23 protein-coding genes and 1 tRNA gene are annotated in these 23241 nt (G+C 63.1%); 12 read left to right on the top strand and 12 right to left on the bottom strand.

Features of this window, described 5'->3' with window-relative positions; all coding sequences use genetic code 11:
* Positions 1–38: 38 nt before the first annotated feature.
* The 4 genes from ABIE52_RS19500 to sp36 form a co-directional block, all read right to left on the bottom strand.
* Complete coding sequence (locus tag ABIE52_RS19500; protein WP_020905966.1) at positions 39–1514, bottom strand: 2-hydroxymuconic semialdehyde dehydrogenase; 1476 nt, start codon at positions 1512–1514, stop codon at positions 39–41.
* A 126-nt stretch (positions 1515–1640) separates the two neighbouring features.
* On the bottom strand, positions 1641–2426 hold the full coding sequence (locus ABIE52_RS19505) for an MBL fold metallo-hydrolase (RefSeq protein ID WP_007732381.1): 786 nt from the start codon (positions 2424–2426) through the stop codon (positions 1641–1643).
* On the bottom strand, positions 2426–2896 hold the full coding sequence (locus ABIE52_RS19510) for a RidA family protein (RefSeq protein ID WP_003943508.1): 471 nt from the start codon (positions 2894–2896) through the stop codon (positions 2426–2428). The genes ABIE52_RS19505 and ABIE52_RS19510 overlap by 1 nt, the downstream gene beginning before the upstream one ends.
* Before the next feature lie 5 nt (positions 2897–2901).
* Positions 2902–3066, bottom strand: a complete 165-nt coding sequence (sp36, locus tag ABIE52_RS19515) for a Sp36 family protein (protein ID WP_003943454.1) — start codon at positions 3064–3066, stop codon at positions 2902–2904.
* Positions 3067–3119: 53 nt separating this feature from the next.
* Between sp36 and bagA the strand changes: the two genes are divergently transcribed.
* Both bagA and bagB read left to right on the top strand, forming a co-directional pair.
* Positions 3120–4133: an ATPase BagA gene (bagA, locus tag ABIE52_RS19520; protein WP_037130910.1), complete on the top strand. Its 1014-nt coding sequence runs from the start codon at positions 3120–3122 to the stop codon at positions 4131–4133.
* Positions 4133–5311 carry an ATPase BagB gene (bagB, locus tag ABIE52_RS19525; RefSeq protein ID WP_007732380.1) on the top strand — a complete coding sequence of 393 codons (1179 nt, stop codon included), beginning with the start codon at positions 4133–4135 and terminating at the stop codon, positions 5309–5311. Before bagA ends, bagB begins: the two co-directional genes overlap by 1 nt.
* Positions 5312–5329: 18 nt before the next feature.
* Here the strand turns inward: bagB and ABIE52_RS19530 are convergent, their stop codons facing one another.
* On the bottom strand, positions 5330–5653 hold the full coding sequence (locus ABIE52_RS19530) for a WhiB family transcriptional regulator (RefSeq protein ID WP_007732375.1): 324 nt from the start codon (positions 5651–5653) through the stop codon (positions 5330–5332).
* Between the two features lie 291 nt (positions 5654–5944).
* Here ABIE52_RS19530 and ABIE52_RS19535 point away from each other — a divergent pair, with 291 nt between their 5' ends.
* A complete protein-coding gene (locus ABIE52_RS19535) occupies positions 5945–8305 on the top strand; it encodes a penicillin-binding protein (RefSeq protein WP_047270021.1) in 2361 nt (786 codons plus the stop codon).
* Positions 8306–8400: 95 nt separating this feature from the next.
* On the opposite strand, the gene ABIE52_RS19540 is transcribed toward ABIE52_RS19535, so the two are convergent.
* Positions 8401–8877, bottom strand: a complete 477-nt coding sequence (locus ABIE52_RS19540; RefSeq protein WP_003943491.1) for a GatB/YqeY domain-containing protein — start codon at positions 8875–8877, stop codon at positions 8401–8403.
* A gap of 132 nt (positions 8878–9009) precedes the next feature.
* Here ABIE52_RS19540 and ABIE52_RS19545 point away from each other — a divergent pair, with 132 nt between their 5' ends.
* The 4 genes from ABIE52_RS19545 to ABIE52_RS19560 all read left to right on the top strand — a co-directional run bounded on the left by ABIE52_RS19545 (position 9010) and on the right by ABIE52_RS19560 (position 10934).
* A complete protein-coding gene (locus tag ABIE52_RS19545) occupies positions 9010–9978 on the top strand; it encodes a metallophosphoesterase (RefSeq protein WP_003943461.1) in 969 nt (322 codons plus the stop codon).
* 54 nt (positions 9979–10032) lie between these two features.
* Positions 10033–10106: transfer RNA gene (locus tag ABIE52_RS19550), tRNA-Pro, on the top strand.
* 74 nt (positions 10107–10180) lie between these two features.
* Positions 10181–10504, top strand: a complete 324-nt coding sequence (locus ABIE52_RS19555) for a hypothetical protein (protein ID WP_003943496.1) — start codon at positions 10181–10183, stop codon at positions 10502–10504.
* 76 nt (positions 10505–10580) lie between these two features.
* Positions 10581–10934, top strand: a complete 354-nt coding sequence (locus ABIE52_RS19560) for a VOC family protein (protein ID WP_192712907.1) — start codon at positions 10581–10583, stop codon at positions 10932–10934.
* A gap of 1 nt (position 10935) precedes the next feature.
* On the opposite strand, the gene ABIE52_RS19565 is transcribed toward ABIE52_RS19560, so the two are convergent.
* Positions 10936–12492: an acyl-CoA synthetase gene (locus ABIE52_RS19565; protein ID WP_007732369.1), complete on the bottom strand. Its 1557-nt coding sequence runs from the start codon at positions 12490–12492 to the stop codon at positions 10936–10938.
* 189 nt (positions 12493–12681) lie between these two features.
* Here ABIE52_RS19565 and ABIE52_RS19570 point away from each other — a divergent pair, with 189 nt between their 5' ends.
* A complete protein-coding gene (locus ABIE52_RS19570; protein WP_354541522.1) occupies positions 12682–13716 on the top strand; it encodes an ABC transporter substrate-binding protein in 1035 nt (344 codons plus the stop codon).
* A gap of 57 nt (positions 13717–13773) precedes the next feature.
* Here the strand turns inward: ABIE52_RS19570 and ABIE52_RS19575 are convergent, their stop codons facing one another.
* Positions 13774–14250 carry a MarR family winged helix-turn-helix transcriptional regulator gene (locus ABIE52_RS19575; RefSeq protein WP_003943458.1) on the bottom strand — a complete coding sequence of 159 codons (477 nt, stop codon included), beginning with the start codon at positions 14248–14250 and terminating at the stop codon, positions 13774–13776.
* Between the two features lie 120 nt (positions 14251–14370).
* Between ABIE52_RS19575 and ABIE52_RS19580 the strand changes: the two genes are divergently transcribed.
* Together ABIE52_RS19580 and ABIE52_RS19585 are read left to right on the top strand one after the other, a co-directional pair.
* Complete coding sequence (locus ABIE52_RS19580; RefSeq protein WP_192712905.1) at positions 14371–15987, top strand: DHA2 family efflux MFS transporter permease subunit; 1617 nt, start codon at positions 14371–14373, stop codon at positions 15985–15987.
* Between the two features lie 29 nt (positions 15988–16016).
* Positions 16017–16745 (top strand): DUF6891 domain-containing protein, encoded by a 729-nt coding sequence (locus ABIE52_RS19585; protein WP_257217845.1) that lies wholly within the window; start codon positions 16017–16019, stop codon positions 16743–16745.
* A gap of 5 nt (positions 16746–16750) precedes the next feature.
* Here ABIE52_RS19585 and ABIE52_RS19590 read toward each other — a convergent pair whose 3' ends face one another.
* The 3 genes from ABIE52_RS19590 to ABIE52_RS19600 all read right to left on the bottom strand — a co-directional run bounded on the left by ABIE52_RS19590 (position 16751) and on the right by ABIE52_RS19600 (position 20102).
* The gene (locus ABIE52_RS19590) at positions 16751–18496 is read right to left on the bottom strand and encodes a cholesterol oxidase substrate-binding domain-containing protein (RefSeq protein WP_257217846.1); all 1746 of its coding nucleotides are present in this window, start codon (positions 18494–18496) and stop codon (positions 16751–16753) included.
* Positions 18497–18614: 118 nt separating this feature from the next.
* The gene (locus ABIE52_RS19595; RefSeq protein ID WP_064689102.1) at positions 18615–19418 is read right to left on the bottom strand and encodes a metal-dependent hydrolase; all 804 of its coding nucleotides are present in this window, start codon (positions 19416–19418) and stop codon (positions 18615–18617) included.
* A 219-nt stretch (positions 19419–19637) separates the two neighbouring features.
* Positions 19638–20102 carry a light harvesting protein subunit alpha gene (locus tag ABIE52_RS19600; RefSeq protein WP_149357825.1) on the bottom strand — a complete coding sequence of 155 codons (465 nt, stop codon included), beginning with the start codon at positions 20100–20102 and terminating at the stop codon, positions 19638–19640.
* 167 nt (positions 20103–20269) lie between these two features.
* On the opposite strand from ABIE52_RS19600, the gene ABIE52_RS19605 reads away from it, so the two are divergent.
* Both ABIE52_RS19605 and ABIE52_RS19610 read left to right on the top strand, forming a co-directional pair.
* Complete coding sequence (locus ABIE52_RS19605; RefSeq protein WP_003943475.1) at positions 20270–20974, top strand: response regulator transcription factor; 705 nt, start codon at positions 20270–20272, stop codon at positions 20972–20974.
* A complete protein-coding gene (locus ABIE52_RS19610) occupies positions 20971–22350 on the top strand; it encodes a sensor histidine kinase (RefSeq protein WP_149357826.1) in 1380 nt (459 codons plus the stop codon). The genes ABIE52_RS19605 and ABIE52_RS19610 overlap by 4 nt, the downstream gene beginning before the upstream one ends.
* Here ABIE52_RS19610 and ABIE52_RS19615 read toward each other — a convergent pair.
* Positions 22247–23236 (bottom strand): LLM class F420-dependent oxidoreductase, encoded by a 990-nt coding sequence (locus ABIE52_RS19615; protein ID WP_007732341.1) that lies wholly within the window; start codon positions 23234–23236, stop codon positions 22247–22249. The genes ABIE52_RS19610 and ABIE52_RS19615 overlap by 104 nt on opposite strands.
* Positions 23237–23241 lie beyond the last annotated feature (5 nt).

Genomic DNA, 23241 nt, shown 5'->3' on the forward strand with positions numbered 1-23241 from the left:
CCTCGCTCATTTCTGGAAAACTTTTGCGGTTTCGATGTTCACAGTTGCACACATACATTCGTCGGTTCGGTGTAGAAGTGCAGCGAGGACTCGCCGCCCTCACGTCCGATGCCGGACAGGCCCATACCGCCGAAGGGAGATCGCAGTTCGCGGGTGAACCACGTGTTGACCCAGGAGATTCCGACGTTCATCTTCTGCGCGACGCGGTGTCCGCGGCGCAGGTCGTTGGTCCACACAGAGGCAGCGAGGCCGTACTCGGTGTCGTTTGCCAGGGCGATCGCCTCGGCTTCGGTCTCGAACGGAATGAGTGCTGCGACGGGTCCGAAGATCTCCTCGCGCACGACGCGATCCTTGTTGGTCAAGCCTGTCCACAGGGTGGGTTCGATCCAGGATCCGCCCGACAGTTCCTGTCCGAGGTCCGGAATACCGCCGCCGGTCAGCACTTTCGCGCCTTCCTGCTCGGCGATCTCGAAGTAGTCGAGAACCTTCTTCCGATGCGCCTGCGAAATGAGCGGTCCGGTCGTCGTTGCATCGAGCGTCGGGTCGCCCAGACGCAATCCTGCTGCCCGCTCGACGAGTCCACCGGCGATGTCGTCGAAAATACTGCGGTGCACGTACACCCGCTCGGTGCACAGGCAGACCTGGCCGGTATTGGTGAACACCGATTTGGTCAGGCCCGTCAGAGCTTCGTCGATGTCGACGTCGTCGAAGACGATCGCGGCGTTCTTGCCGCCGAGCTCGAACGAGACCGGACGGACTCGCGGCGCAACGGTTTTCATGACATGCGAACCCGTTGCCGAAGATCCGGTGAAGGTGACCCCGTCGATACCGGGGTGCGTGGTGAGGAACTCGCCGGCCGAGTTCGCACCGAATCCATGGACGACGTTGTAGACGCCGGCAGGCAGGCCGACCTCTTCGAGCACCTCGGCCAGCAACGACGCAGTCGCCGGGGTCTCCTCGGAGGGTTTGACCACCACGGAGTTTCCGCACGCGAGCGCGGGCGCAACCTTCCAGGTCAGGAGAAGCAGCGGCAGGTTCCACGGAACGATCACGGCGACGACGCCGAGCGGCTTGCGGATCGCGTAGTTCAGCGCCTGCTTGCCGCCCGCGAGATCCGTGACAAACGATTCCTGTCCCGCCGCGGCGACGATGTCGGCGAAGGTGCGGAAGTTCGTCAGGGCGCGCGCGACGTCGAGTTCGCGTGCCTGCGTGATCGGCTTGCCGGTGTCCGCCATCTCTGCGGCGACGAACTCTTCGAATCGCTCCTCGATCCGGTCGGCGGCGCGTCGCAGCAGAGCCGTCCGCTCTCGAACCGGCGTATCGGCCCAACCGTTGTCCAGAGCACGTCTGGCAGAGGTCACGGCCCGATCGACCAGGGCCTTGTCGGCCTCGTGGACCCGGGCGAGAACACGGCCCGTTGCTGGGTCGACCTGATCGAAGCTCGACGACTCGTCGGGTTCGACATAGGAGCCGTCCACGTAATTGCGGATCCATCCGTCGCATTGTGAGGTCATGGACTAACTATTGGCCCGTGACCCATATCAAACAAATGCAAAAACTGCCGCCAGCTATACCTCGATCGGCATAGATGGCGGCAGTTCGGCCACACAACTCAGCTCTTCGTGTCGGCGCCGAGCGCCTCAGCGTCGCAGATACGCCAACTGCACGTTGACGGATTTCTCCGCGACCGGCCACAGCTTCGGGTCGACGTCGGAGTAGACGTGCTCGACTACGTCGCGCACCGAGGCCGACTCGCCCAACGTCGACAGAGCAGCCCGCACCTGATCCAGACGCTCCTCGCGGTGGGCGAGGTACTGCTGCGAAATCGCCTGCAGATCGGGTAGGTCCGGACCGTGCCCGGGAAGAACCGTCAGTCCTTCGCCGAGTGCGGCCAGCGATCGCAGCGAGGTGAGGTAGTCCCCCAGATCGCCGTCGGAGTCGTCGAGAACTGCCGTGCCGCGGCCGAGAATGGTGTCGCCCGTCAGCACGCTCGCATCGTTCTCGATGACTATCGACACCGAATCCGCGGTATGGCCCGGCGTCGCGAGGATCCGCAACTTCAGGCCCGCTACCTCGATCACTTCACCGTCGACAAGCGCCGAAGCGCCCCCGCGAAGAAAAGTAGGGTCGACGGAACGCACTGGAGCCGAAGTCAATTCGTGGAAACGGTCCACCCCGCCGGTGTGGTCGTAGTGCCGGTGCGTGATCAAGGTCAGCGCTACCGGACCGATACCAGCGACACGTTGCAGGTGTTCCTCGTCGTTGTCGCCTGGATCGACGACAACACACTCGACGCTGCCCGGAGCATGCAGAATCCAAGTGTTCGTACCGTCCAGCGTCATCATGCCCGGGTTGTTCTCGAGCAAGACCGAAGCGATGTCGGTGACGCGGCGTAGCTGCGCGTAGGCGGGATGGACCGTCGACATCAGCGAACTTCGACGATCAGTTCCACCTCGACGGGTGAGCCGAGGGGAAGTTCTGCCACGCCGACTGCCGAACGGGCGTGGATACCGGCGTCGCCGAGCACCTCGCCGAGGAACTCGGATGCGCCGTTGATCACGCCGGGCTGGCCGGTGAATCCTTCGGCGGATGCCACGAAGCCGACAACCTTGACGACGCGAACGACGTTGTCGATGCCGACCAGGGCGTCGATGGCAGCAAGAGCGTTGAGCGCGCAGGTGCGAGCCGCGGCCTTGGCGTCCTCATCCGACACGCCCGCGCCGAGCTTGCCGGTCAGCGCCAGTTTTCCGTCGACGAACGGGAGCTGACCCGACGTGTACACGTGGTTGCCGCTGCGAACCGCGGGAACGTAAGCAGCGACGGGTGCCGCGACGGCGGGAAGTGCAATGCCCAGTTCGGCGAGACGCTCCGACCAGGTCTGTGTTGCCTCTGCCATGTGATTCAGCCCTTCGGACGCTTCATGTACGCGACGTGCTGCTCGCCCGACGCGCTCGGCAGGACGGCGACGAGTTCCCAGCCGTCGACACCCCAGTTGTCGAGAATTGCCTTCGGATTGTGGACCAGCAACGGAGTCACGGTGTATTCCCAGGAAGTTATTTCGCTCATGCGGTGAGCCTATCCCGCGTACATCTTCGGCCCCAGACTTATAGGCTCGCGGTGTGGTTGCATCCCAAGATGAGCTGAGCAGGACCTGGCCCGAGTCTGCGACGAAGGCCCGCCTGCACTTTGTGTCAGGTAAAGGCGGAACCGGTAAGTCCACGGTTGCCGCCGCGTTGGCGCTCGCGTTGGCCGAAGGCGGCAAGCGCGTTCTCCTCGTGGAGGTCGAGGGCCGCCAGGGAATCGCGCAGCTCTTCGACGTACCACCGCTTCCACCGCAGGAGACCAAGGTCGCGGCCGCCGAAGGTGGCGGTGAAGTGATGGCTCTGGCCGTCGACATCGAGACCGCGTTCCTCGAATACCTCGAAATGTTCTACAACCTCGGCTTCGCCGGCCGGGCGATGCGTAAGTTCGGCGCCATCGAATTCGCCACCACAATCGCTCCAGGCCTTCGCGACGTTCTGCTCACCGGCAAGATCAAGGAGTGCGTCATCCGCACCGATCGAACCGGCAAACGCGTGTACGACGCCGTTGTCGTCGATGCTCCCCCGACCGGGCGGATCGGCAGCTTCCTCGACGTCACCAAGGCGATGGCCGACCTCGCCAAGGGCGGCCCGGTGCATTCGCAGAGTGAAGGCGTCGTTCGGCTGCTGCACTCGCCGGAGACCGTCGTACATCTTGTTGCGCTTCTCGAAGCGCTGCCCGTTCAGGAAACCGCCGACGCCGCCGCAGAACTGGCGCGTGACGACCTCAACCTCGGTGCCATCATCGTCAACCGCGCCAGCCCGAGGTTCTTGCCCGAAGACCAACTCTCCGGTGCTGCAGCCGGCAACATCGATGCAGCTTCGATCCGGTCGACGCTCTCCGATGTCGGCATCGATCTGTCCGACGACGACTTCGCCGGCCTGCTCACCGAGACGATCGAGCACGCGTCGGTGCTCGAAGCTCAAGAATCCAGTGCGGAGAAGCTCCGCGAGATCGACGGCGCGCGGGTGCAACTTCCCGCACTCGCCGACGGCGTCGATCTCGGTGGGCTCTACGAGCTGGCCGAATACCTCACGGAACAGGGCGTGTGATGACCGAGACCACCGAGAACGTGACGGTCGGCAGTTCCAGGACCGGCCGACGCGCAGCTCCTGCCCTCGATATTTCGGCGATCATCAAGGACCCGACGGCCCGGATCGTGGTGTGTTGCGGCGCAGGTGGCGTCGGCAAGACCACGACGGCTGCGTCGCTGGCGTTGCGGGCAGCCGAAGAGGGCCGACGCGTAGTCGTCCTCACCATCGATCCGGCCCGTCGCCTCGCACAGGCCTTGGGTGTGGCCGAACTCGACAACACTCCGCAGCCGGTGAAGCTGGGTCCCGAGGCCACGGGCGAACTCCACGCGATGATGCTGAACATGCGTCGGACTTTCGACGAGATGGTCATCGAGCATTCGAGCCCTGAGAAGGCCGAGCAGATCCTGGCGAATCCCTTTTACCAAACCGTTGCCACATCGTTCTCCGGAACGCAGGAGTACATGGCGATGGAGAAGTTGGGGCAGCTGGCGTCGAACGACGCGTGGGATCTGGTGATCGTCGATACCCCGCCGTCGCGCAATGCGCTCGACTTCCTCGACGCTCCACAGAGGCTCGGAACATTCCTCGACGGACGGATGATCCGGCTGCTCTCGGCACCCGGCCGTGGCCTGACCAGGCTCGTGGCCGGCGCGATGGGATTGGCCCTGAAGGGTGTCTCGACCATCGTGGGAAGCCAAATGCTTTCGGATGCATCGGCATTCGTGCAGTCGCTCGACTCGATGTTCGGCGGTTTCCGTGAACGCGCCACGAAGACCTACGAGTTGCTGCGTCAGCCGGGGACTCATTTCCTGGTGATCGCAGCGGCCGAGCCCGACGCTCTCCGTGAGGCGGCGTTCTTCGTCGATCGCCTTGCGGGTGACTCGATGCCGTTGGCCGGTCTGGTTCTCAACCGCACTCACCCGACGTTGACGGCTCTGCCTGCCGATCATGCGGTGACCGCCGCCGACAAACTGGAAGCGAAGGAAAATGCGACCGAGGCCGAGGCCCTCACCGCAGCCGTTCTCCGCATCCATGCCCATCGGGCAGTGATCGCGAAGCGAGAAATCGCCTTGCTGAGTCGATTCACCGCAGCTCACCCGAGGGTGCCGCTGATCGGTGTTCCGTCGCTACCGTTCGAGGTCTCGGACCTCGAGGCGCTGCGCGCGGTGGGAGATCAGCTCACTCGTAAGGGCTGATCCCCCGATCGACCTGGATCAGACTGCTGAGTGATGCTGGCGCTGGTCTTCGAAGAACTCGGACCAGGAGTCGACGTCGGGGTGCTGCTTGAGCAGTGCACGGCGCTGACGTTCGGTCATTCCGCCCCACACACCGAACTCGACACGGTTGTCGAGAGCATCTGCTCCGCACTGCATGAGGACCGGGCAGTGACGGCAGATGGTGGCTGCCTTGCGCTGTGCGGCGCCACGAACAAAAAGTTGGTCGGGATCGACCTCGCGGCATCGCGCCTGAGTTACCCAGGCAATTCGTGCCTCGGCCTGCTCGATGTCCAAACGGCTACTCGGGGTGGCTGTGTACATTCTGGGTCCCCTCTACAAAGTCTGACCGTCGCCATGAGGCGAGCAGCGCACCATCTCAGCCGTCTCGCGGTAGCACGTGAAAGCTGAGACACATTCGTGATCGAGTGTTACGTCGATCACACTGATCACAATTTAGGTAAAGAACGCCCCTAACGCAAGACGGTCGGGAGCATTTTTTGGTACGGCAGTACAAAGCGCGTGTTCAGGAGGTTTTGAACACCCGCAAAACACTGAAACCGGTTCCAATGGGTGGGCACACGTACTCTGTAGATCGTGTCGATTGCAAAAACAGTGGCGAAGCTCGCCGGAAGCTCCGCATTGGCGGGTGTCCTGGTCGCAGGGGTGATGTTCCCGGTGGCCGGCGGATTCGGATTCGCGTCCAATCGCGCTGCCGATACCGTCGACAACGTCTCGGCCGAACTGGTCGAAGGCACGGTCCCCGCGGTGTCCACCATGGTCGATGCGGCAGGCAATCCCATTGCCTGGCTGTACGACCAACGACGCTTCGAAGTCCCGAGCGAGAAGATCTCCAACAACATGAAGTTGGCGATCGTCTCCATCGAGGACCGCCGGTTCCCCGACCACAAGGGCGTCGACTGGCAGGGAACGCTGCGCGCCTTCCTCACCAACACGACGACCGGTGAAGTGCAGCAGGGCGCGTCGACACTCGATCAGCAGTATGTGAAGAACTACCAACTGTTGGTCGTGGCCAAGACGGATGCCGAGCGCCGCGCTGCCATCGAGACCACCCCGGCCCGAAAGATCCGCGAGATCCGGATGGCGCTGACGCTGGACAAGGAACTCACGAAAGACGAGATCCTCACCCGGTACCTCAACCTCGTACCTTTCGGCAACGGATCCTTCGGCATTCAGGACGCGGCTCAGACCTACTTTGGCGTCGACGCCGCAGATCTGACCGTTCCGCAGTCCGCGATGCTGGCCGGCATGGTTCAGTCCAGCTCCGCGCTGAACCCGTACACGAACGTCGAGGGCGTGACCGAGCGTCGTAACACCGTGCTCGACACCATGATCACGAACATTCCGGATCGTGCCGACGAGTTCCGTGCAGCCAAGGAAGAGCCCCTCGGCGTCCTCGAAACCCCCAACAACTTGCCGCGCGGCTGCATCGCTGCAGGCGATCGCGGATTCTTCTGTGATTACGCACTGAAGTACCTCTCGGATGCCGGAATCACCCGCGACCAGATCAACGAGGGTGGTTACCTCATCAAGACCACTCTCGATCCGCAGGTCCAGGCGTCCACCAAGGCCGGACTGAACGCGAACGCGAGCGCCAACCTCGACGGCATCGCGAACGTGATGAACGTGATCAGGCCGGGCCAGGATTCACACAAGGTCATCGCGATGGCCAGCAGTCGCACGTACGGACTCAATGCCGACGCCGACGAAACCGTCCAGGCGCAGCCGTACTCCCTTGCCGGTGACGGTGCGGGTTCCGTCTTCAAGATCTTCACGACCGCTGCGGCGATGGAGAAGGGCCTCGGCATCAACGCGACCCTCGACGTGCCCAAGCGCTTCGAAGCCAAGGGCATGGGTAGCGGTGGTGCGGCAGGCTGCCCGGTCTCGACGTACTGCGTGGAGAACGCCGGTAACTATCCGCCGACGCTGTCCGTGACCGACGCCCTGGCACAGTCCCCAAACACCGCTTTCGTCAAGCTCATCGAGGCGACCGGCGTCACGCCGACCGTCGACATGGCTGTCCGTCTCGGCATGCGCTCGTACGCCGATCCCAACACCTCGGGCTTCGACGAGCGCAGCATGGCCGACTTCCAGAAGGAACAAAACCTCGGTTCGTTCACCCTCGGCCCCACCTGGATCAACCCGCTCGAACTCTCCAACGTCGCGGCCACTCTCGCCTCGCACGGCAAGTGGTGCCCGCCGAGTCCCATCGATTCGGTCTTCGACCGCTACGGCAAGCCGGTGGCCGTCACCGAGCAGGGCTGTGAGCAGGTCGTCGAGCCCGGCTTGGCAGACACACTGGCCAACGCCATGAGCCGTGACGACGTCGGCGCCGGTACGTCTGCCGGTGCCGCGAGCAGCGCCGGATGGAGCCTGCCGATGTCGGGCAAGACGGGTACCACCGAGACCCACAAGTCCTCGGCGTTCCTCGGCTTCACCAACAACCTCGCTGCGGCCGTCTACATCTTCGGCGACTCCCCGACGCCCGGCGAGATCTGCTCGAGCCCGCTACGCCCCTGCTACAGCGGCAACCTGTACGGCGGTACCGAACCGGCGAGATCCTGGTTCGCGGCAATGAACCCGGTCGCCAACAACTTCGGGCCCACTTCGCTGCCCCCGATCGACGAGAAGTACGCACGGGGATCGCAGAACGGCCAGGTTCCCGAGGTTGTCGGCCTGAGCCAGTCGGCGGCGACGTCGAGGTTGCAGGCGTCCGGCTTCACGGTCAATTCCGTGACCACGGCGTCCGGAGCACGGGCGGGAACGGTCACCGGAGTTTCGCCGTCCGGGTCCGCGATCCCGGGTTCGACCGTCACGATCTACATCAGTGACGGCTCCGTGAGGGCTCCGGCAGCACCCGCATCCCCCGCGGCTCCGGCACCGGGCGCGACTCCCCCGGATGCGACTCCGCCGGGAGGCGAACCCGCACCGCCTGCGGGGACCCCACCGAACTGACGGCCCTGAAAACTGACGGCTCTGAAAACAAGAACGGCCGCGATTTCCGAGTGACTCGGAGTTCGCGGCCGTTTTCGGTTTCCGGTGGCGCGCTTCTACAGGCGGGACTTCACTGCTGCAGAGATACGTGCGCCATCGGCCTTGCCCTTGGCCAGCGCGCTGGCGGCCTTGATGACCTGGCCCATCTGACGCATACCCGGACGCTCACCGAGCTCCTCGGACACCTGAGCGAGGGCGGTGTCGACGACGTCGACGAGTTCGGCGTCGGTCAACGGCGTCGGCAGGTACTCGTCGATGATCTGAGCTTCGGCGCGCTCTTTCGCGGCAAGTTCACCGCGGCCGTTCTCGGTGTAGATCTCGGCCGATTCGCCGCGCTTCTTCGATTCCTTTGCAAGGACTTTGATGATTTCTTCGTCGGTGAGGACCCGTGCTTCCTTACCGGCAACCTCTTCGGTCTGGATGGCTGCCATGAGCATCCGAAGGGTGGCTGTACGTAGCGGATCCTTCGCCTTCATGGATGCAACCATGTCGGTTCGGAGGGTGGCTTTGAGCGATGGTGTCGTGTCGGACATGGTGGAAACGCTACGCGCTCGGCGTTTCGAGCGTGCCGATAGTTACCTCCGCCCGGACACAATTCTCTGTGGAATAGCTGCAAAAGACAGCGAGAGCGACGCAGAAGAACGCCACACCCGTATCCTTGAGAGGTGTCTTCCCAGTTCCGCACCAATCTGACCCGCACCGCACTTGGTGCCGCGGGCGCCGCTGCACTAGGGATCGGGTACGCATCCGGCATCGAACGCAATGCATTTGCACTGCGTGAGGTGACGATGCCAGTCCTGGCGCCCGGTTCGTCGTCGCTGCGGGTCCTCCATCTCAGCGACCTGCACATGATGCCGAACCAACGGTTGAAACAGAATTGGTTGCGTGAGCTCGAAGGCCTCGACCCCGACCTCGTGGTCAACACCGGCGACAACTTGTCGCATCAGCGCAGCGTCCCGGCAGTGGTCCAGGCGCTCGGCGATCTGTTGGCTCGGCCGGGTCTGTTCGTCTTCGGCAGCAACGACTACTTCGCTCCGAAACCGAAGAATCCACTGAGCTACATCTTCAACAAGGACAAGCGCATCACCGGGGATCCCCTCCCCTGGGGCGATCTGCGGGCCGCGTTCACCGAACGTGGATGGCTGGACATGACCCACGTGCGCCGCGAACTCGAAGTGGCCGGTATTCGCATTGCTGCCGCCGGCGTCGATGATCCGCACCTGAAGCGCGATCGCTACGACACCGTCGCCGGAACACCCAATCCCGTCGCCCAGCTCAAGCTCGGCCTGACGCACTCACCCGAACCTCGAGTTCTCGACCGGTTCGCCGACGACGGCTACGACCTGGTGCTCGCCGGCCACACGCACGGTGGTCAGCTGTGCCTTCCGTTCTACGGCGCGCTGGTCACCAACTGCCAGATCGACCGATCCCGGGTCAAGGGACCGTCGAAGTGGGGCGCACACACCCAGCTGCACGTCTCAGCAGGCATCGGCACTTCGCCGTGGGCTCCGGCACGCTTCTGCTGCCGCCCCGAGGCAACTCTGCTGACTTTGGTTCCGGCGACCAGGCGCGAACCGGAACATGTCTCCGCACACAGTTCCGCAGAGTCTCCAGCGTCGGTTCTACGCAACTGACCTGCGGATTTAATGTCAGTCGACTCGGTAATGTAAGCTAACCGAGGTTCGACACGGGGTGTGGCGCAGCTTGGTAGCGCGCTTCGTTCGGGACGAAGAGGTCGTGGGTTCAAATCCCGCCACCCCGACAGTGAAGAACAGAAATCGAGGCCCTTCCGCTTACGCGGGAGGGCCTCGATTTCGTTGACGATAAGGTGAAGCCGTGGCATCCGAACCAGACTTCGCGCACAACGACATGGCGAGCCGTAGCCGACGTGAGAAAGCTGTCGGTCTTGCCAAGTTCGCCTGGGATCGCGATATCAGTAGTGCAGAGTTGCTCGACATGCCCGACGATCGGCTGCGCAAGCTTGCGCGGGCGGCGGGCGCCAATCCGCCGAGCACGCGGGAGACCTGGACGATCGCGGCCGGACTGCTCGACGAGAAAGCCGTGTGGGCAGCAGCCAACCCAGACCGTCCCGAAGCTCGGCGTGAGCATCCGGACGAGAAGATCATGTGGGTGAAGAAGCCGATCGAGCCCTGGCTGTGACAGCCGAATTGAGTGCAGCTGTGACAGCCGAATTGAGCGCAGCTGTGACAGCCGAATTCAGCGGAGCTGTGAACCGGTGATCGGGCAGGTCGATGAAGTAGTTGTGGATTGCTCCGCACCAGCCCAGTTGGCGATCTTCTGGGCCGGAATCCTCGGTGGGCAGCCGGTGGAGCGGAGCGCGGAGTGGGCGTTTGTCGACCCTCCAGGATGGACTCGCCTCGCCTTCCAACGTGTACCGGAATCCAAGCTGACGAAGAATCGTCTACACATCGACGTCAGTGTGGATGACGTCGTCGCTGCGACCGAAGCTGCCGAGCGCCTCGGCGCAACTCGGGTCGGCACTGTCCAGGAGGACCCGGCCGGCGCCTTTCAGGTGCTGCTGGATCCCGAGGGAAACGAGTGGTGCGTCGTCCGAAGTGCCGGAAGGTGATTTACGCTCCCGCTACGGTTTCGCGAGCCCAACGGTAGTCGGCCTTACCGCTGGGCGAGCGGAGGATGGTTGGTACGAGCACGATCGAGCGGGGGATCTTGTACCCGGCGACGTGGGTGCGGCAATGCTCCGACAATGATTCCGTCGCAACATCTTCGAATCCCGGTCGAACCTGCACCACCGCGGCGACCTTCTCACCGAATCGAGTGTCGGGCGCACCCGCCACCAAAGCGTCGAAAACTGCCGGGTGAGTTTTGAGTGCCTGCTCCACTTCTTCGGGGTAGACCTTCTCGCCGCCGGAGTTGATGCACATCGAACCGCGCCCGAGCAGCACGATGGTTCCGTCGGCTTCCATCGTGCCCATGTCCCCGAGCACCGCCAGACGAACCCCGTCGACGACGGGAAAAGTTGCAGCAGTCTTGGCCGGGTCGCCGAAGTAGGCAACGGGAACATGGCCGGCCCGGGCGATGAAACCGACTGTGTCCGAGCCTGGTTCGATGCGACGGAATTCGTCGTCGACAAGAATCATGTTGGGGTTGGATCGAATTCGCTTGGAACCGTCCTCACCGAATTCGACGACGCCGTCGTTGCCGGATTCCGAAGCACCGAATGCATCCTTGATCACCAACCCCGGTAGTCGGGTTGTCAGTTCTGCCTTCAGGTTCGGCGAGAACAATGCGCCACCCGACCCGATCAGTTGGAGAGTCGAAAGGTCGTAGCGCCCTTCGCTTGCGGTGATGGCGTCGGCGATCGGCCGAGCAATTGCGTCGCCGACGACGGTGATTCCGGTGATCTTCTCGGCCTCGACCAGTCGCAACACTTCCATCGGATCGAAGCTGCGGGTCAGCACTCGGGGCGCTCCCATGAGGAATGCCGTGAGCAGTGAATAGATTGCGGCTCCATGCATGAGCGGCGGGATGAGTAGCAGCACAGTTGGATTGGTGTTCGCTACAGCTGCATCCACAACCTCTTCGAGGCTACGACGCGGCGGCCCGCTGAGGTTCGCTCCGGACAGCGCGGCAAAGAAGAAGTCCTCGTGCCGCCACACCACACCCTTGGGCATTCCGGTTGTGCCGCCGGTGTAGATGATGAAATGGTCGTCGTTGCTGCGAGGGCCGAAGTCGCGGGTATCAGTCTGCGCGGCAAGGGCGTTCTCGTAGTCTTCGCCGACGATCAACACGTGGGTGATCTCCGGACACTGCGGAACCACGGCCAATGCCGTCGGCGCGAATTCCTCTTCGACCAGCAGTGCCACCATTTGAGAGTTGGTGTAGATGTACAGGAGTTCTGCATCGGTATAGCGGAAGTTGACGTTGATCGGTACCGCTCTGATCTTCAAGCAAGCCAGGAGCGCTTCGACGTACTCGACGCAGTTACGCATGTGAATACCGACGTGCTGCCCAGGCTCGACGCCCACCGACTGCAGGTGATGAGCGAGTCGGTTCGATCGCAGTTCGAGTTCGGCGTAGCTCAATCGCACGTCTTCCAGAATCAAGGGAACTCGATCGGGGATCGCATCGGCAACGGCCTCGAACAGATCGGCAATGTTCAGGGTCATCGAAATCCTCACTACACGCGTCTTCGCTTACCAGTACAGGTCTTTCGCGAAGCTAACACGTTGGTCGCACCCTGTAGTCCGAATTGCGTAGCGGTCCCGCTGAGCGAGACCTGACGCGCCGCTCACCTGGCGTCAACGGTGCGGATACCTCCCTGACCAAGCCCGATAGCCGAAAGGTAGGGTAGCCTAATGCACTCACGCACCACTCTCCGGAGCCGCACGTCGGTCCGGGTCGCCATGGTTGCCTTGGCGACTGTTTTTGCCGCTACGGCCTGCGGCTCTTCCGACGCCGGCGGCAACGCAAACGGCAACACCGATGTCGCGACCGGCGGCAAGCTGTTCAGCACCGCCGACACGGAAACCGCGAAGCTCGGCAGCGGTGCCGCGCCAGGCGAGTTCCCTCGCACCATCACCCATGCCCTGGGCGAGACCACCCTCGAGGCCAAGCCGACCCGCGTCGTCGTCCTCGACAGCGGTGAACTCGACGAGGTTCTCTCGCTCGGGATCACCCCGGTCGGCATCGCCAGCCCGGAAAGCGCCGCCGGTCAGCCGTCGTACCTGGCGGACAAGTTGGTCGGTGTCCCCGATGTCGGCACGACCAACAACCTCAACCTCGAGGCGATCACCGCACTGCAGCCCGATCTGATCCTCGGCAGCAAGCTGCGCCAGGACAAGCTTTACCCGCAACTCGCGGCAATCGCTCCGACGGTCTTCAGCATCCGCCCCGGCTTTCCGTGGAAGGAGAACTTCCTCCTTGCCGGTGACGCACTCGGCGAGGAGACCAAGGCTGAGCAGGTTCTCAACGACTACCAAGATGAGCACGCCGACAAGGTACGTGGGTCGATCGACGGCTCCCCGACCGTTTCACTGGTTCGTTTCATGTCCGGGAAGCTGCGCCTGTACGGCAATCTGTCGTTCATCGGCGTCATCTTGAAGGACGTCGGCCTGCCCCGCCCGGCGATCCAGGACATCGACGAACTGGCCGTCGAGGTCAGCCCCGAAACGATCACCGAGGCGGAGGGTGACCGAATCTTCTACTCCAGCTACGGAAATCCCGCCGACACGGGCCAGACCACCGTTGTTGCCGGCCCGCTGTGGGCAAGCATGGACGCAGTCAAGGAAGGCCGCGCCACCGAGGTGAGCGACGAGACCTGGTTCCTGGGCCTCGGCCCGACAGGTGCCGGCCTGGTTCTCGACGACCTGCAAGCCAAGCTCGGCAAGTAGCCGTCACCGGCACAAAGAACGCCGCCCGACTCTCCGGAGTCGAGCGGCGTTTTTTGTTCAGCGGTTGTCCTGCTCGAGGTGTTCGTTCATCGTCGAGTGAAGGTCGACGAGAAATTCCTCGAATCGACTGAGCAGTTCGGGCGGGTACTTCGCCATCATGGCGTCGAGTCGCACGGCAAGGGGCCCGAAGAACTCGTCCGCCAGGTCCTGCACATGCGCACTGCTGTGCAGCGTGACCACTCGCCGGTCGGCATTCTCTCGGGTCCGGACGATATGTCCCGCCTTCTCCAGGCGGTTGAGCAACGCGGTGGTTGCACCCGACGTCAGCGAGATCCGCTCTCCGAGGCGGGCGGGTGAGAGCGGCGTCCCCTTCTCCTCGGCAGCGGTGATTTCCATCAAGGCAGTCGCGTCGGTGGAATGCAGGCCGAGCCACGACGCGAATCGATGGCTGAATTCGGTGAACGTGCCACCGTACGCGCGGAATTCGTCCATCAGCCGCTCCCGCTCCACGGAGATGTCGCGCGGTGCCTCCACCTCAGTGATCCCACCTTTCCTGTGCCAGACGGCGGCCGGTCGAGCCCAGCGCGCACGTTGACAACTTACCGCCTCAAATATACCTTCATTGTAAAGTTACTTCACAATGGAGGTTTATTCGTGAACATCTCACCCACCACCCGCAAGTGGTTGGGCCTGATCGCCATTGCACTCGGCGTGGCACTGATCGTCGTCGACACCACGATCGTCAACGTCATAGTTCCCTCGATCATCGAAGATCTCGGGATCAATTCCGTTCAGGCTCAATGGATCCAAGAGTCCTACGCAATCGTGTTCGCGGCACTTCTGCTATTGGTCGGCAGAGTTGCCGATCTGGTCGGCGCTCGTCGCATCTTCATTGCCGGTGTCATCGTGTTCGGAACGACGAGCCTGCTGGCCGGACTGGCACCGAACGGCGGTCTGCTCATCCTGGCGCGATTCCTGCAGGGCGCCGGCGCGGCCATGATCCTGCCCACGTCACTGTCGCTTCTGAACGCGATGTTCACCGGAAAGGCGCGCGGCCAGGCCTTCGCGGTCTGGGGCTCCACCATCGGCGCTGCATCCGCCCTCGGCCCATTGCTCGGCGGCTGGCTTGCCGAACATGCCTCATGGCGTTGGGCATTCGGGATCAACATTCCGCTTGCTGCGCTCATTCTCATCGGCGCAGTGCTGTTCATCGCACCCTCGACGCGCACCGCAGGGCGCGTCGACGCCACCGGAGCGGCACTGTCCATCGCCGGCCTGGGCCTGCTGGCCTTCGGACTCGTCGAGGGACGAACGTACGGGTGGCTGACGACGAAGGAACCCTTCGATCTATTCGGTCTTTCATGGTCCAGCGGCCCGTCGCCGGTTCTGGTGGCGCTGGTTCTCGCCGTTCTGTCGCTCGGTGCGTTCGCCTACCGTCAAACCATGCTCACCCGCAGCGACGATCCGTCGCGGGCACTGATGGACGTACGGTTGTTCTCCATCTCGTCGTTCCGCAACGGCAACATCGCGACGCTGATCATCGGACTCGGCGAGTTCGGAATCGTTGCGGTGCTTCCTCTCTGGCTCCAGTTCACGCTCGGATACAGCGCACTCCAGGCAGGGCTCGCACTGGTTCCCATTGCCATCGGCAGCTTTGTCGCCAGTGGTGCGAGCTTCGGGCTGGCATCGAAGGTCTCGCCGTTGGGCTTGGTCCGTATCGGCCTGGCTCTCGAAGCACTCGGTCTCGCCGGTCTCGGATTCATCGCTGCGACAGACAGCCCCTGGTGGACTATCGCCGCAGTGCTGTTCTTCTACGGAATCGGCGTCGGTTTTGCGACTGCCCAGGTGACCAACGTCGTGCTCGAGGAGATTCCCGAGCAGAGCGCCGGTCAAGGCTCCGGCATTCAGAGCGCGTTCCGCCAACTCGGATCCGCACTGGGCATCGCTGTCCTCACCACGGTCTTCTTCAGCACTCTCAATTCGACGCTGAACAACGACCTCACCGGATCCGGTGTCGACCAAGCTCAGGCTGATCAGTTGACGCGGGCAGTCACCGACAGCGCAGGCGCCGCCATCGACTCGCTGGCCGGTTCACCGAACACTGCCTTCGTCGCCGACGCTGCCCAATCTGCGATGACTCACGGCATCACACTCGGCGGATACCTTGCGGCCGGATTTGTCGTGGTGGGCCTGATCGCCACGGCGCTCATCCCGAACAAGCCCGCCCCGTCAAACGAGGAGGAAACGAAAGCAGCAGCCGACGTCGCCTGACGGTCGGATCGGTGCAGTACGGTGCCGGTATGCGATTGCCCTGGTCACGGTCATCACAGTCACGGTCAGCACAGTCACGGTCAGCACCGGGGCTCAGTGAGGCCGACATCGTCGCCGTACGTGAGCAAGCACGCGAACTGGTAGTCCCAGGTTTCGCGACGTTCGACGAAATCTGCGAAGCCGCCCGAGACTGTGTCGAGGGCGGCTTCGAGAACGACGAACTCGGCAGACAGATCGACGCAGTAGTGCGTGAGGTCTGGGACCGAAGAGTCGAGGAGCAGACCCAGTGGACGGCTCCCGGAGACTTCGAGCGCCTCTCCGCAGCCTTCGCCGAACTCGAACGCAACGGCATCGTGGCCCGGATGAACTTCACCTGCTGCATGCAGTGCGGCACTACCGAAATCGACGACGAACGCACGCCGTCCGAACCCGACGAGAACGGGTATCCCTTTGTTCAGTGGGCGTACACGTTCTTCCACATGCAAGATGCGGAGCGTCTCGGCGACGAGCCGTCCGATCTCTACTTGTCCTACAGTGCGTTTCGTCCGGCCCACGATCTCGATCCCGCGCTGGTCGCCGCTGCTTTCGGCGGCGACGAAACCGCCAAGGCACACATGATCGCGCACACCGATCAGACCGTCGGGCGCCAGGTAGCCGACGCACTCCGAACTCAGGGGCTGAGCGTCGATTGGAACGGCGACAACAATCAGCGTATCCGTGTCACCGACGTATGTTGGCGTAAACCGCTTCCGCAGTAGGAGATTCAGCTGGGTGGCAATACGCGGTCGAGGAACGTATTGCTGAATACGCGGTGCGGGTCGTGTTCGTCGAGAGTGGCGAGAGCGAAGTCCCAATTCCCGTCGCCACCGGCACGGAAGGTGGCAGGCACTGTGCTGGTGAGGAATTCGTCGTCCTGGTACGCCGCCTGATCGGTGAATGCCCACCCCTTGGACCACTCCGGACGGAAGGTCGCGTAATCGCCGGAGTAGTTCGCGACCATCCACAGTTCCATTTCGCGAAGGAACGCAGGCAATCCCGCGGTGCCGGGAATCGAGACCACGTTCATCCAGATCGCTGTGTCCCAGTCTTGACGATCCGCCCGCGGCCGCACCGCTGACAGGTCCGGCACTCCGGCGCTGTCGACCAACACCTCGCCGTCATCGTCGACACCGCAGAGACGCACTTCGAACGGCATGTTGACGGGATACTGCCCCAGCGACGCGTAGTGCGTCATTCGTTCGTTCAGCCAACTCGTCATCTCGTGGACGACTCGGCCGATGTTGGACCGCTTGGTGATCACGGCTCCGCCCCCGGCTACGACGCGCAAGGTCGTGCGCCGGAGGTAGAACAGAACGTCTTTCGACCAGCCCCAGAGATCGTCGGTGTCGGTCAGCACCAATCCTGCTGCTACAGCGCCGAACTGAGAGGCGCCGAACAGCGGTGTCGCAGCTTGGAGACCCTGTGCCACCATCCCCAACGGGGTGGTGACTTCTTCGGGAATCGCGTCGGAGAAGAAGTAGTTGTACGGTCCGCTCACCTCTCGGGACTCCGGCGGTTTGACCGGGGTCGGTGTCCAGACCTTGAGCCACGGTGTTTGCGTGAACGGGAACCAGATTGCTTCCACCCGTCCGGATTTCTCGACGAAACTCTCGTAGGTACGCCCTGGCGAACCGGGAGCAGCAAAGAGTTCTTGCCACGGAATGTCGGTGAAACTCTGGCACCGCAGCCGATAATTCTCCCCGGCTTGCAGCGTCACGGAGGTGACGAAGGTTCGACCCAGATGGGTCAGGAAGGCGGTGCTCTCGACGTCCGATCGGTGAAATGTCTTCAGTGCGTACCGATTGATGCCTTCGTCCCACGCCACCACCGTGATCTCGGTGATCAGGTTGCTCAGCGAACCATACGATTGACCAGGGGTGATCGTCTCCCCCACAGCCGGATAGGTTGCCCCGTGAGCACCGATCGCCAGCGCGCCGGCGATGGACAGCTCACCGATCGCCGGAGAGTTGGCCCAGCCGAGCCCTTCTCGCTCGAGCGCTGTCAGAATCGCTTCGATACTGGCGCCGGCGCCCGCCGTGACCGTTGCGGGCGTGCCGTGCTGCACCACAACCGAATTCAAGTTGGCCATCGTATCGACCAGCAGAATTCGATCCGAAGGCGCGCCGGGCACCACCGTCAACGGGCTCCACCCGTGCATCGTTCCCTTCGCACGCACTGTGTACCCGTTGTCGAACGCCCAGTTGGCGAGGGTGACCACGTCGTCGCTGTGACGTGCCGCGGCCGTCCACACGCTGTCGAGCATGATTTCTCGCGACCAGTTCGCGTACGCCTGCTGTGACAACGGAATGTCCGACGGAAATCCGGGCGGTGGCGCGATGGTCGATGCCGAACCCCAGGGAACTGCTCCCGCCGGCGCCCAGGAAATGCCCGCGAGAGCAGCTGCGCCGGCACTCGCTGCGAGAAATCCGCGCCGGCTCACTCCGTCTTCGCTCGAGCTGTGCTCTGCCATGCGCTCTGCTTGATGCACCACTGCTCACTCCGTCAGCCGACTCGGTTCATGTCAGGGACGAACGTAGAACAAATATGATTACGATGCCAGTGGTTCCGTAATAAAAGTTTTCCGAAGCTCACTGCACCATCGGAGCGAATACCGCGTAGATCGCTTCCGGGGCACCGTCGAACGCACTGATGATCAACCAGGCAGTCAGAACCGTCAGAGCCGGCCCGATCAGAACCTTCTCTAGGTTCCCACCTGCACGGATGGACAGGAATGACGGCAGCCGTTGTTCCCACCATCGCTTGCCGCCGAGTGGGATCAGGGGCGCGAGAAACGGCACCCCTTCCTTGGTGATCGCATCGCCGAGACAGTGCGTGGCGCAGCCCAGTGCCACCGCAACACCTAGCCCCGTGGATCCGGCCTCACTCGGATACCACTGCCAGGTGAGGGCAGAGAGCACCAACGCAACGGCGGAGACCGCGAGCCAACCCTTCTCCTTGGCCAATTCACCCGCCAATCCACGGATGGCCAACCCGAGGCAGAAGAACAGGGTGATGATGATGGCTGGCTTCCCGAACTGAACAACCAGCGCCGAGACCCCGGCACCCAACCCGGCGGCGAACAGCGCGGTGTGCGTGAGCGTCCGATGCCCACCACGACGCTTGCCGTCCTTCTTGCCTTTGGTGATGCGGTAGAAGGTCACCGAAAGTGCGTCGATGCCTTTGGCCAGAGCCTTGCTGAGCGGACCGAATGATCGCGAAACCGTCGACTGACCGGTATCGAGGTCGGGAAGCAAGGCGGCTCCGGCGCACACCCCGGCAAAGGTCAAAGTTTCCGCAGTGGATGTGGGCCCTCCCCAGTCGAGAGGCAACAACTCCGCAACCACCAACCCCACAGCAGCACCGGACATCGCGTGGGTGGGGCCCATGACCATGAAACACAACACCTTTCGAAACGCGCCCCGCATCAGGCCGTACCGCACCTCTGCAAGACACCACACACATGACGCCGTCGGCGACGGCCCCGGCATGCTCGCCGAGACCGCCCCGAACGTAGCAAGTGCTACCGACAGGCTTGACCAACCTCCAGACCCAGTTGAGTACGGCCGTACCGTTCCAGGTCAAAGCGGTTCATGCGGAGCTTTTTTCGCTCGTCAGCCCGCGGCAACCGTGCATGACAGGGCAACACCCTCCTCCAGCGGAGCGACACCGGCCATGTCGAGCACGTCTGCCGGAACACCTTCGGTCGTCGGAGCCCATTCGACGGTCGGCAACGCCGGCACCCCTTCACGCGCAACGAATGTCGCAGCTTCGCTCGGCACTTCGATAGTGACTGCGGCCGTACCGGCCTCCTCCGCGCGCACGACCTTCCCCTCGTCGATGAGCTTCTGCAGCTCCTCGTCGGAAATCGGCGCCGCGACACCACACGCTACTTCGGGAGCCACACCCAACTCGGCTGGAGCGGTCGCGATCGACCGCACCGCCACCGGTGACCCGTCGGAAATCGGGTTGGAAGCCCAGGCGATTCCCGGCGCCACTGCCATACCGAGGACCGCCACGGACGCCACCACCACACCGGTCCGGCGGGCCCGCTTGCCGTTCACTTTCAATCGCGTCATCGTTGTTCTCCTTGATCGAACGTTCTCGAGTTCTCGGCGCGGTCGCATCCGAGAAACCCGAGGTTATGAAGCCAACACTGCAGATCTGTTGTCGGTTTCTTAGGAGTTGATGAGAATGCGACGGCCCTCGCTCCGAGCGAGGCCCCAGGCCTTGATCCGATGGCACCATGGCTGGGGTGAGTACACGCGAGCGCATCCTGATCGTTGACGACGACGCGAAGGTTCTGAATTCGCTCGAACGTGGACTCCGATTGTCGGGCTTCGACACGGCAACTGCCGTCGACGGACGATCGGCCTTGTCATCGGTGAACAAGCAATGCCCGGCCGCGCTCGTTCTCGACGTCAACATGCCCGGCCTCGACGGCGTCGGGGTGGTGACCGCCCTGCGCGCGATCGGCAACGAGGTTCCGATCTGCGTGCTCAGCGCCCGAAGTTCCGTGGGTGATCGCATCGCGGGGCTGGAGGCGGGCGCCGACGACTACCTCACCAAGCCCTTCGAGTTGGCCGAGCTCGTCGCCAGACTCCGCGCATTGCTTCGACGCACGACGCGAGCCACCCCGTCGGTCGACCATCCGATCACGGTGGGACCGCTGACGGTCGATCTCCGTGGCCATCGAGCGCACATCGACGGTAGGCGAATCGAACTCACCAAAAGAGAATTCGACCTGTTGTCGGTACTCGCCGAGCACGCCGGTGTCGTACTCAGTCGCGCACAACTCCTGCGACTCGTCTGGGGTTACGACTTCGCCGCCGACACCAATGTCGTCGACGTCTTTGTCACCTATCTACGCAAGAAACTCGAAGTCGACGGAGCGCCCCGCGTGATCCACACAGTGCGTGGGGTGGGCTTCGTCCTGAGGGCCGAACGATGAAGCGGCCGCTGTCACTTCAGACTCGCGTAGCCATCGCCTCGGGCCTGGCCGCCGGAATCGTGATTGCCGCGATCGGAATTGCGTTCGCGGTCTTTCTGCGTGTCAACGGATCCGAACAACTCGAACGCACTCTCGATTCCGTCACCCTGGGCGTCGCGGCGAGTGCGCCGAGCCCGCTATTCATCGAAACACCAACTGCAACAACAGAACCATCCGTGGTCGGCCCCGGATTCAACGCCGCGACCGTCAGCGCCTTGGCTACCACCGATGTTCGCAGTCGTGATGTTCTGGTGCCCGGCGACAGCGGCGCCGCACTGGCCGTCAGCATCCCCGAAGACCCACTGACCCAGGCAATCCGTGAGCAGCAGTTCCAAGTGGCCGCTGCAGCAGTGGTCGCCATCCTTGCCGCGGCCGGGCTCGGTTGGTTCCTCACCGGCCGAGCCGTCCGGCCACTACAGCAATTGACCGAAACCACCAGTTCGATCGGCAACAACCTCGACGTCGACGGACTCTCGCGCCGGGCACCGTCGGTACGTGGAACGCGAGAAGCCGAAGAACTGTCGGAGGCAATCCACAGCATGCTCAGTCGCATCGAAAGCGATCGAAGCCGCACCGAGGAGGCGTTGGAGTCGGCACGCGATTTCGCTCGCGTCTCCGCCCACGAACTGCGCACACCTCTCACGTCGATGCGTACCGATCTCGAAGTTCTCGCAACACTCGATCTCACGGAAAGCCAACGGCGCGAACTGTCCGGCGAATTGTTGGAAGCGCAGCGCCAGATCGAGCGCACCCTGACCGACCTCGAGACTCTAGCCCTGGGTGACGTGGCCGATCCCGAGGATTGTGCCGACGTCGATCTCGTCGAGGTTGCCGATCGCGCCGTCGCTGACGCCGGCCGTCTGCACCCGCAGGTCGACGTTCGTTTGAAAGCACCGGAAGAACTTTCGATTCAGGCCTTTCCCGCGGGTATCCGTCTGGTGCTGACCAACGCCGTCACCAATTCCGTTCGGCACGGCAATGCCGACGAAGTCGAGATCACCGTCCGATCAGGGGCTGCGACGGGTTCGGCGACGGTTTTCGTCGACGACAACGGTACCGTGATCGCGCCTTCGGAACGCGAAGCGATGTTCGAGAGATTCGTTCGTGGTACCGGTGCGGGCGACGCCGGAAGCGGTTTGGGACTGGCCCTCGTCGCGCAGCAGGCGAGGCTGCACGGCGGTAGCGCGCGACTCGACAAGAGCCCACTCGGCGGAACTCGATTAATCTTCTCGATCAACCCAATTCGACGTGCAGAGCCTCGAGCAGCGGCTTGGCCGCCTCGTCGAAGAATCGGTCTTGGGTATCTCCACCGATCTGTACCAGTGCCACATCGGTGAATCCGGCGTCGGTGTATGCCTTGACCGCTTCGACGATCACATCGAGATCGGGACCACACGGAATGCTTTCAGCTACATCCTCTTTGCGCACGAACTGAGTCGCACCCGAGAAGCTCGCCGGCGTCGGCAGTTCGGAGTTCACGGACCACCCTCCGCCGAACCACCGGAACTGCTGATGAGCTCGTGCAATTGCCGTGTCGCGATCAGGGTCCCACGAGATCGGAATCTGACCGATGGTCCGGCCTGCGGGAGCCAATCCGTATGCTCGGCCGTGCACGTGCTTCCACAAGTGCACTAGCTCCGAATCCGGTTGCACGGCAATCAGATCGTCGGCCATCGGACCGAAACGCTCGACGGACTTGTCTCCGGACATGGCCAGCGCCAGCGGAACCGGGTTCTCGGGGAGATCCCAGATCCTGGCGGACTGGACGTCGAAGTACTCCCCCTTCCAGCTCACCAGATCTCCGGCGAGCAGTGCGCGAATGATGCTCACCGCCTCCTGCAGCATGTCCTGGCGGGTGTCGATGGACGGCCAACCCTCGCCGACCACATGCTCGTTCAGGCTCTCGCCACTTCCCAATCCCAGGGTGAAGCGTCCGTCCGCGAGGATCTGGATCGTCGCAGCTTTCTGAGCGACGACGGCGGGGTGGTACCTCACGGTCGGACAAGTCACGTACGTCATCAAACCGACTCGCTCGGTGGCGTGGGCGACTGCCCCCAGCACCGACCAGGCGTAGGGTGCATGCCCCTGCTCGGTCAGCCACGGCGAGTAGTGATCACTCATCACTTCGAAGTCGAAGCCGACTTCTTCGGCCCGAACTGCATGGCGAACCAGTTCTTTCGGACCTGCCTGCTCCGTCATCAAGGTGTAGCCGAATCGTGCCATCACTG

It is taken from the genome of Rhodococcus sp. OAS809, assembly GCF_040546695.1.
In the GTDB taxonomy this organism is placed as follows: Bacteria; Actinomycetota; Actinomycetes; order Mycobacteriales; family Mycobacteriaceae; genus Rhodococcus_F; species Rhodococcus_F qingshengii.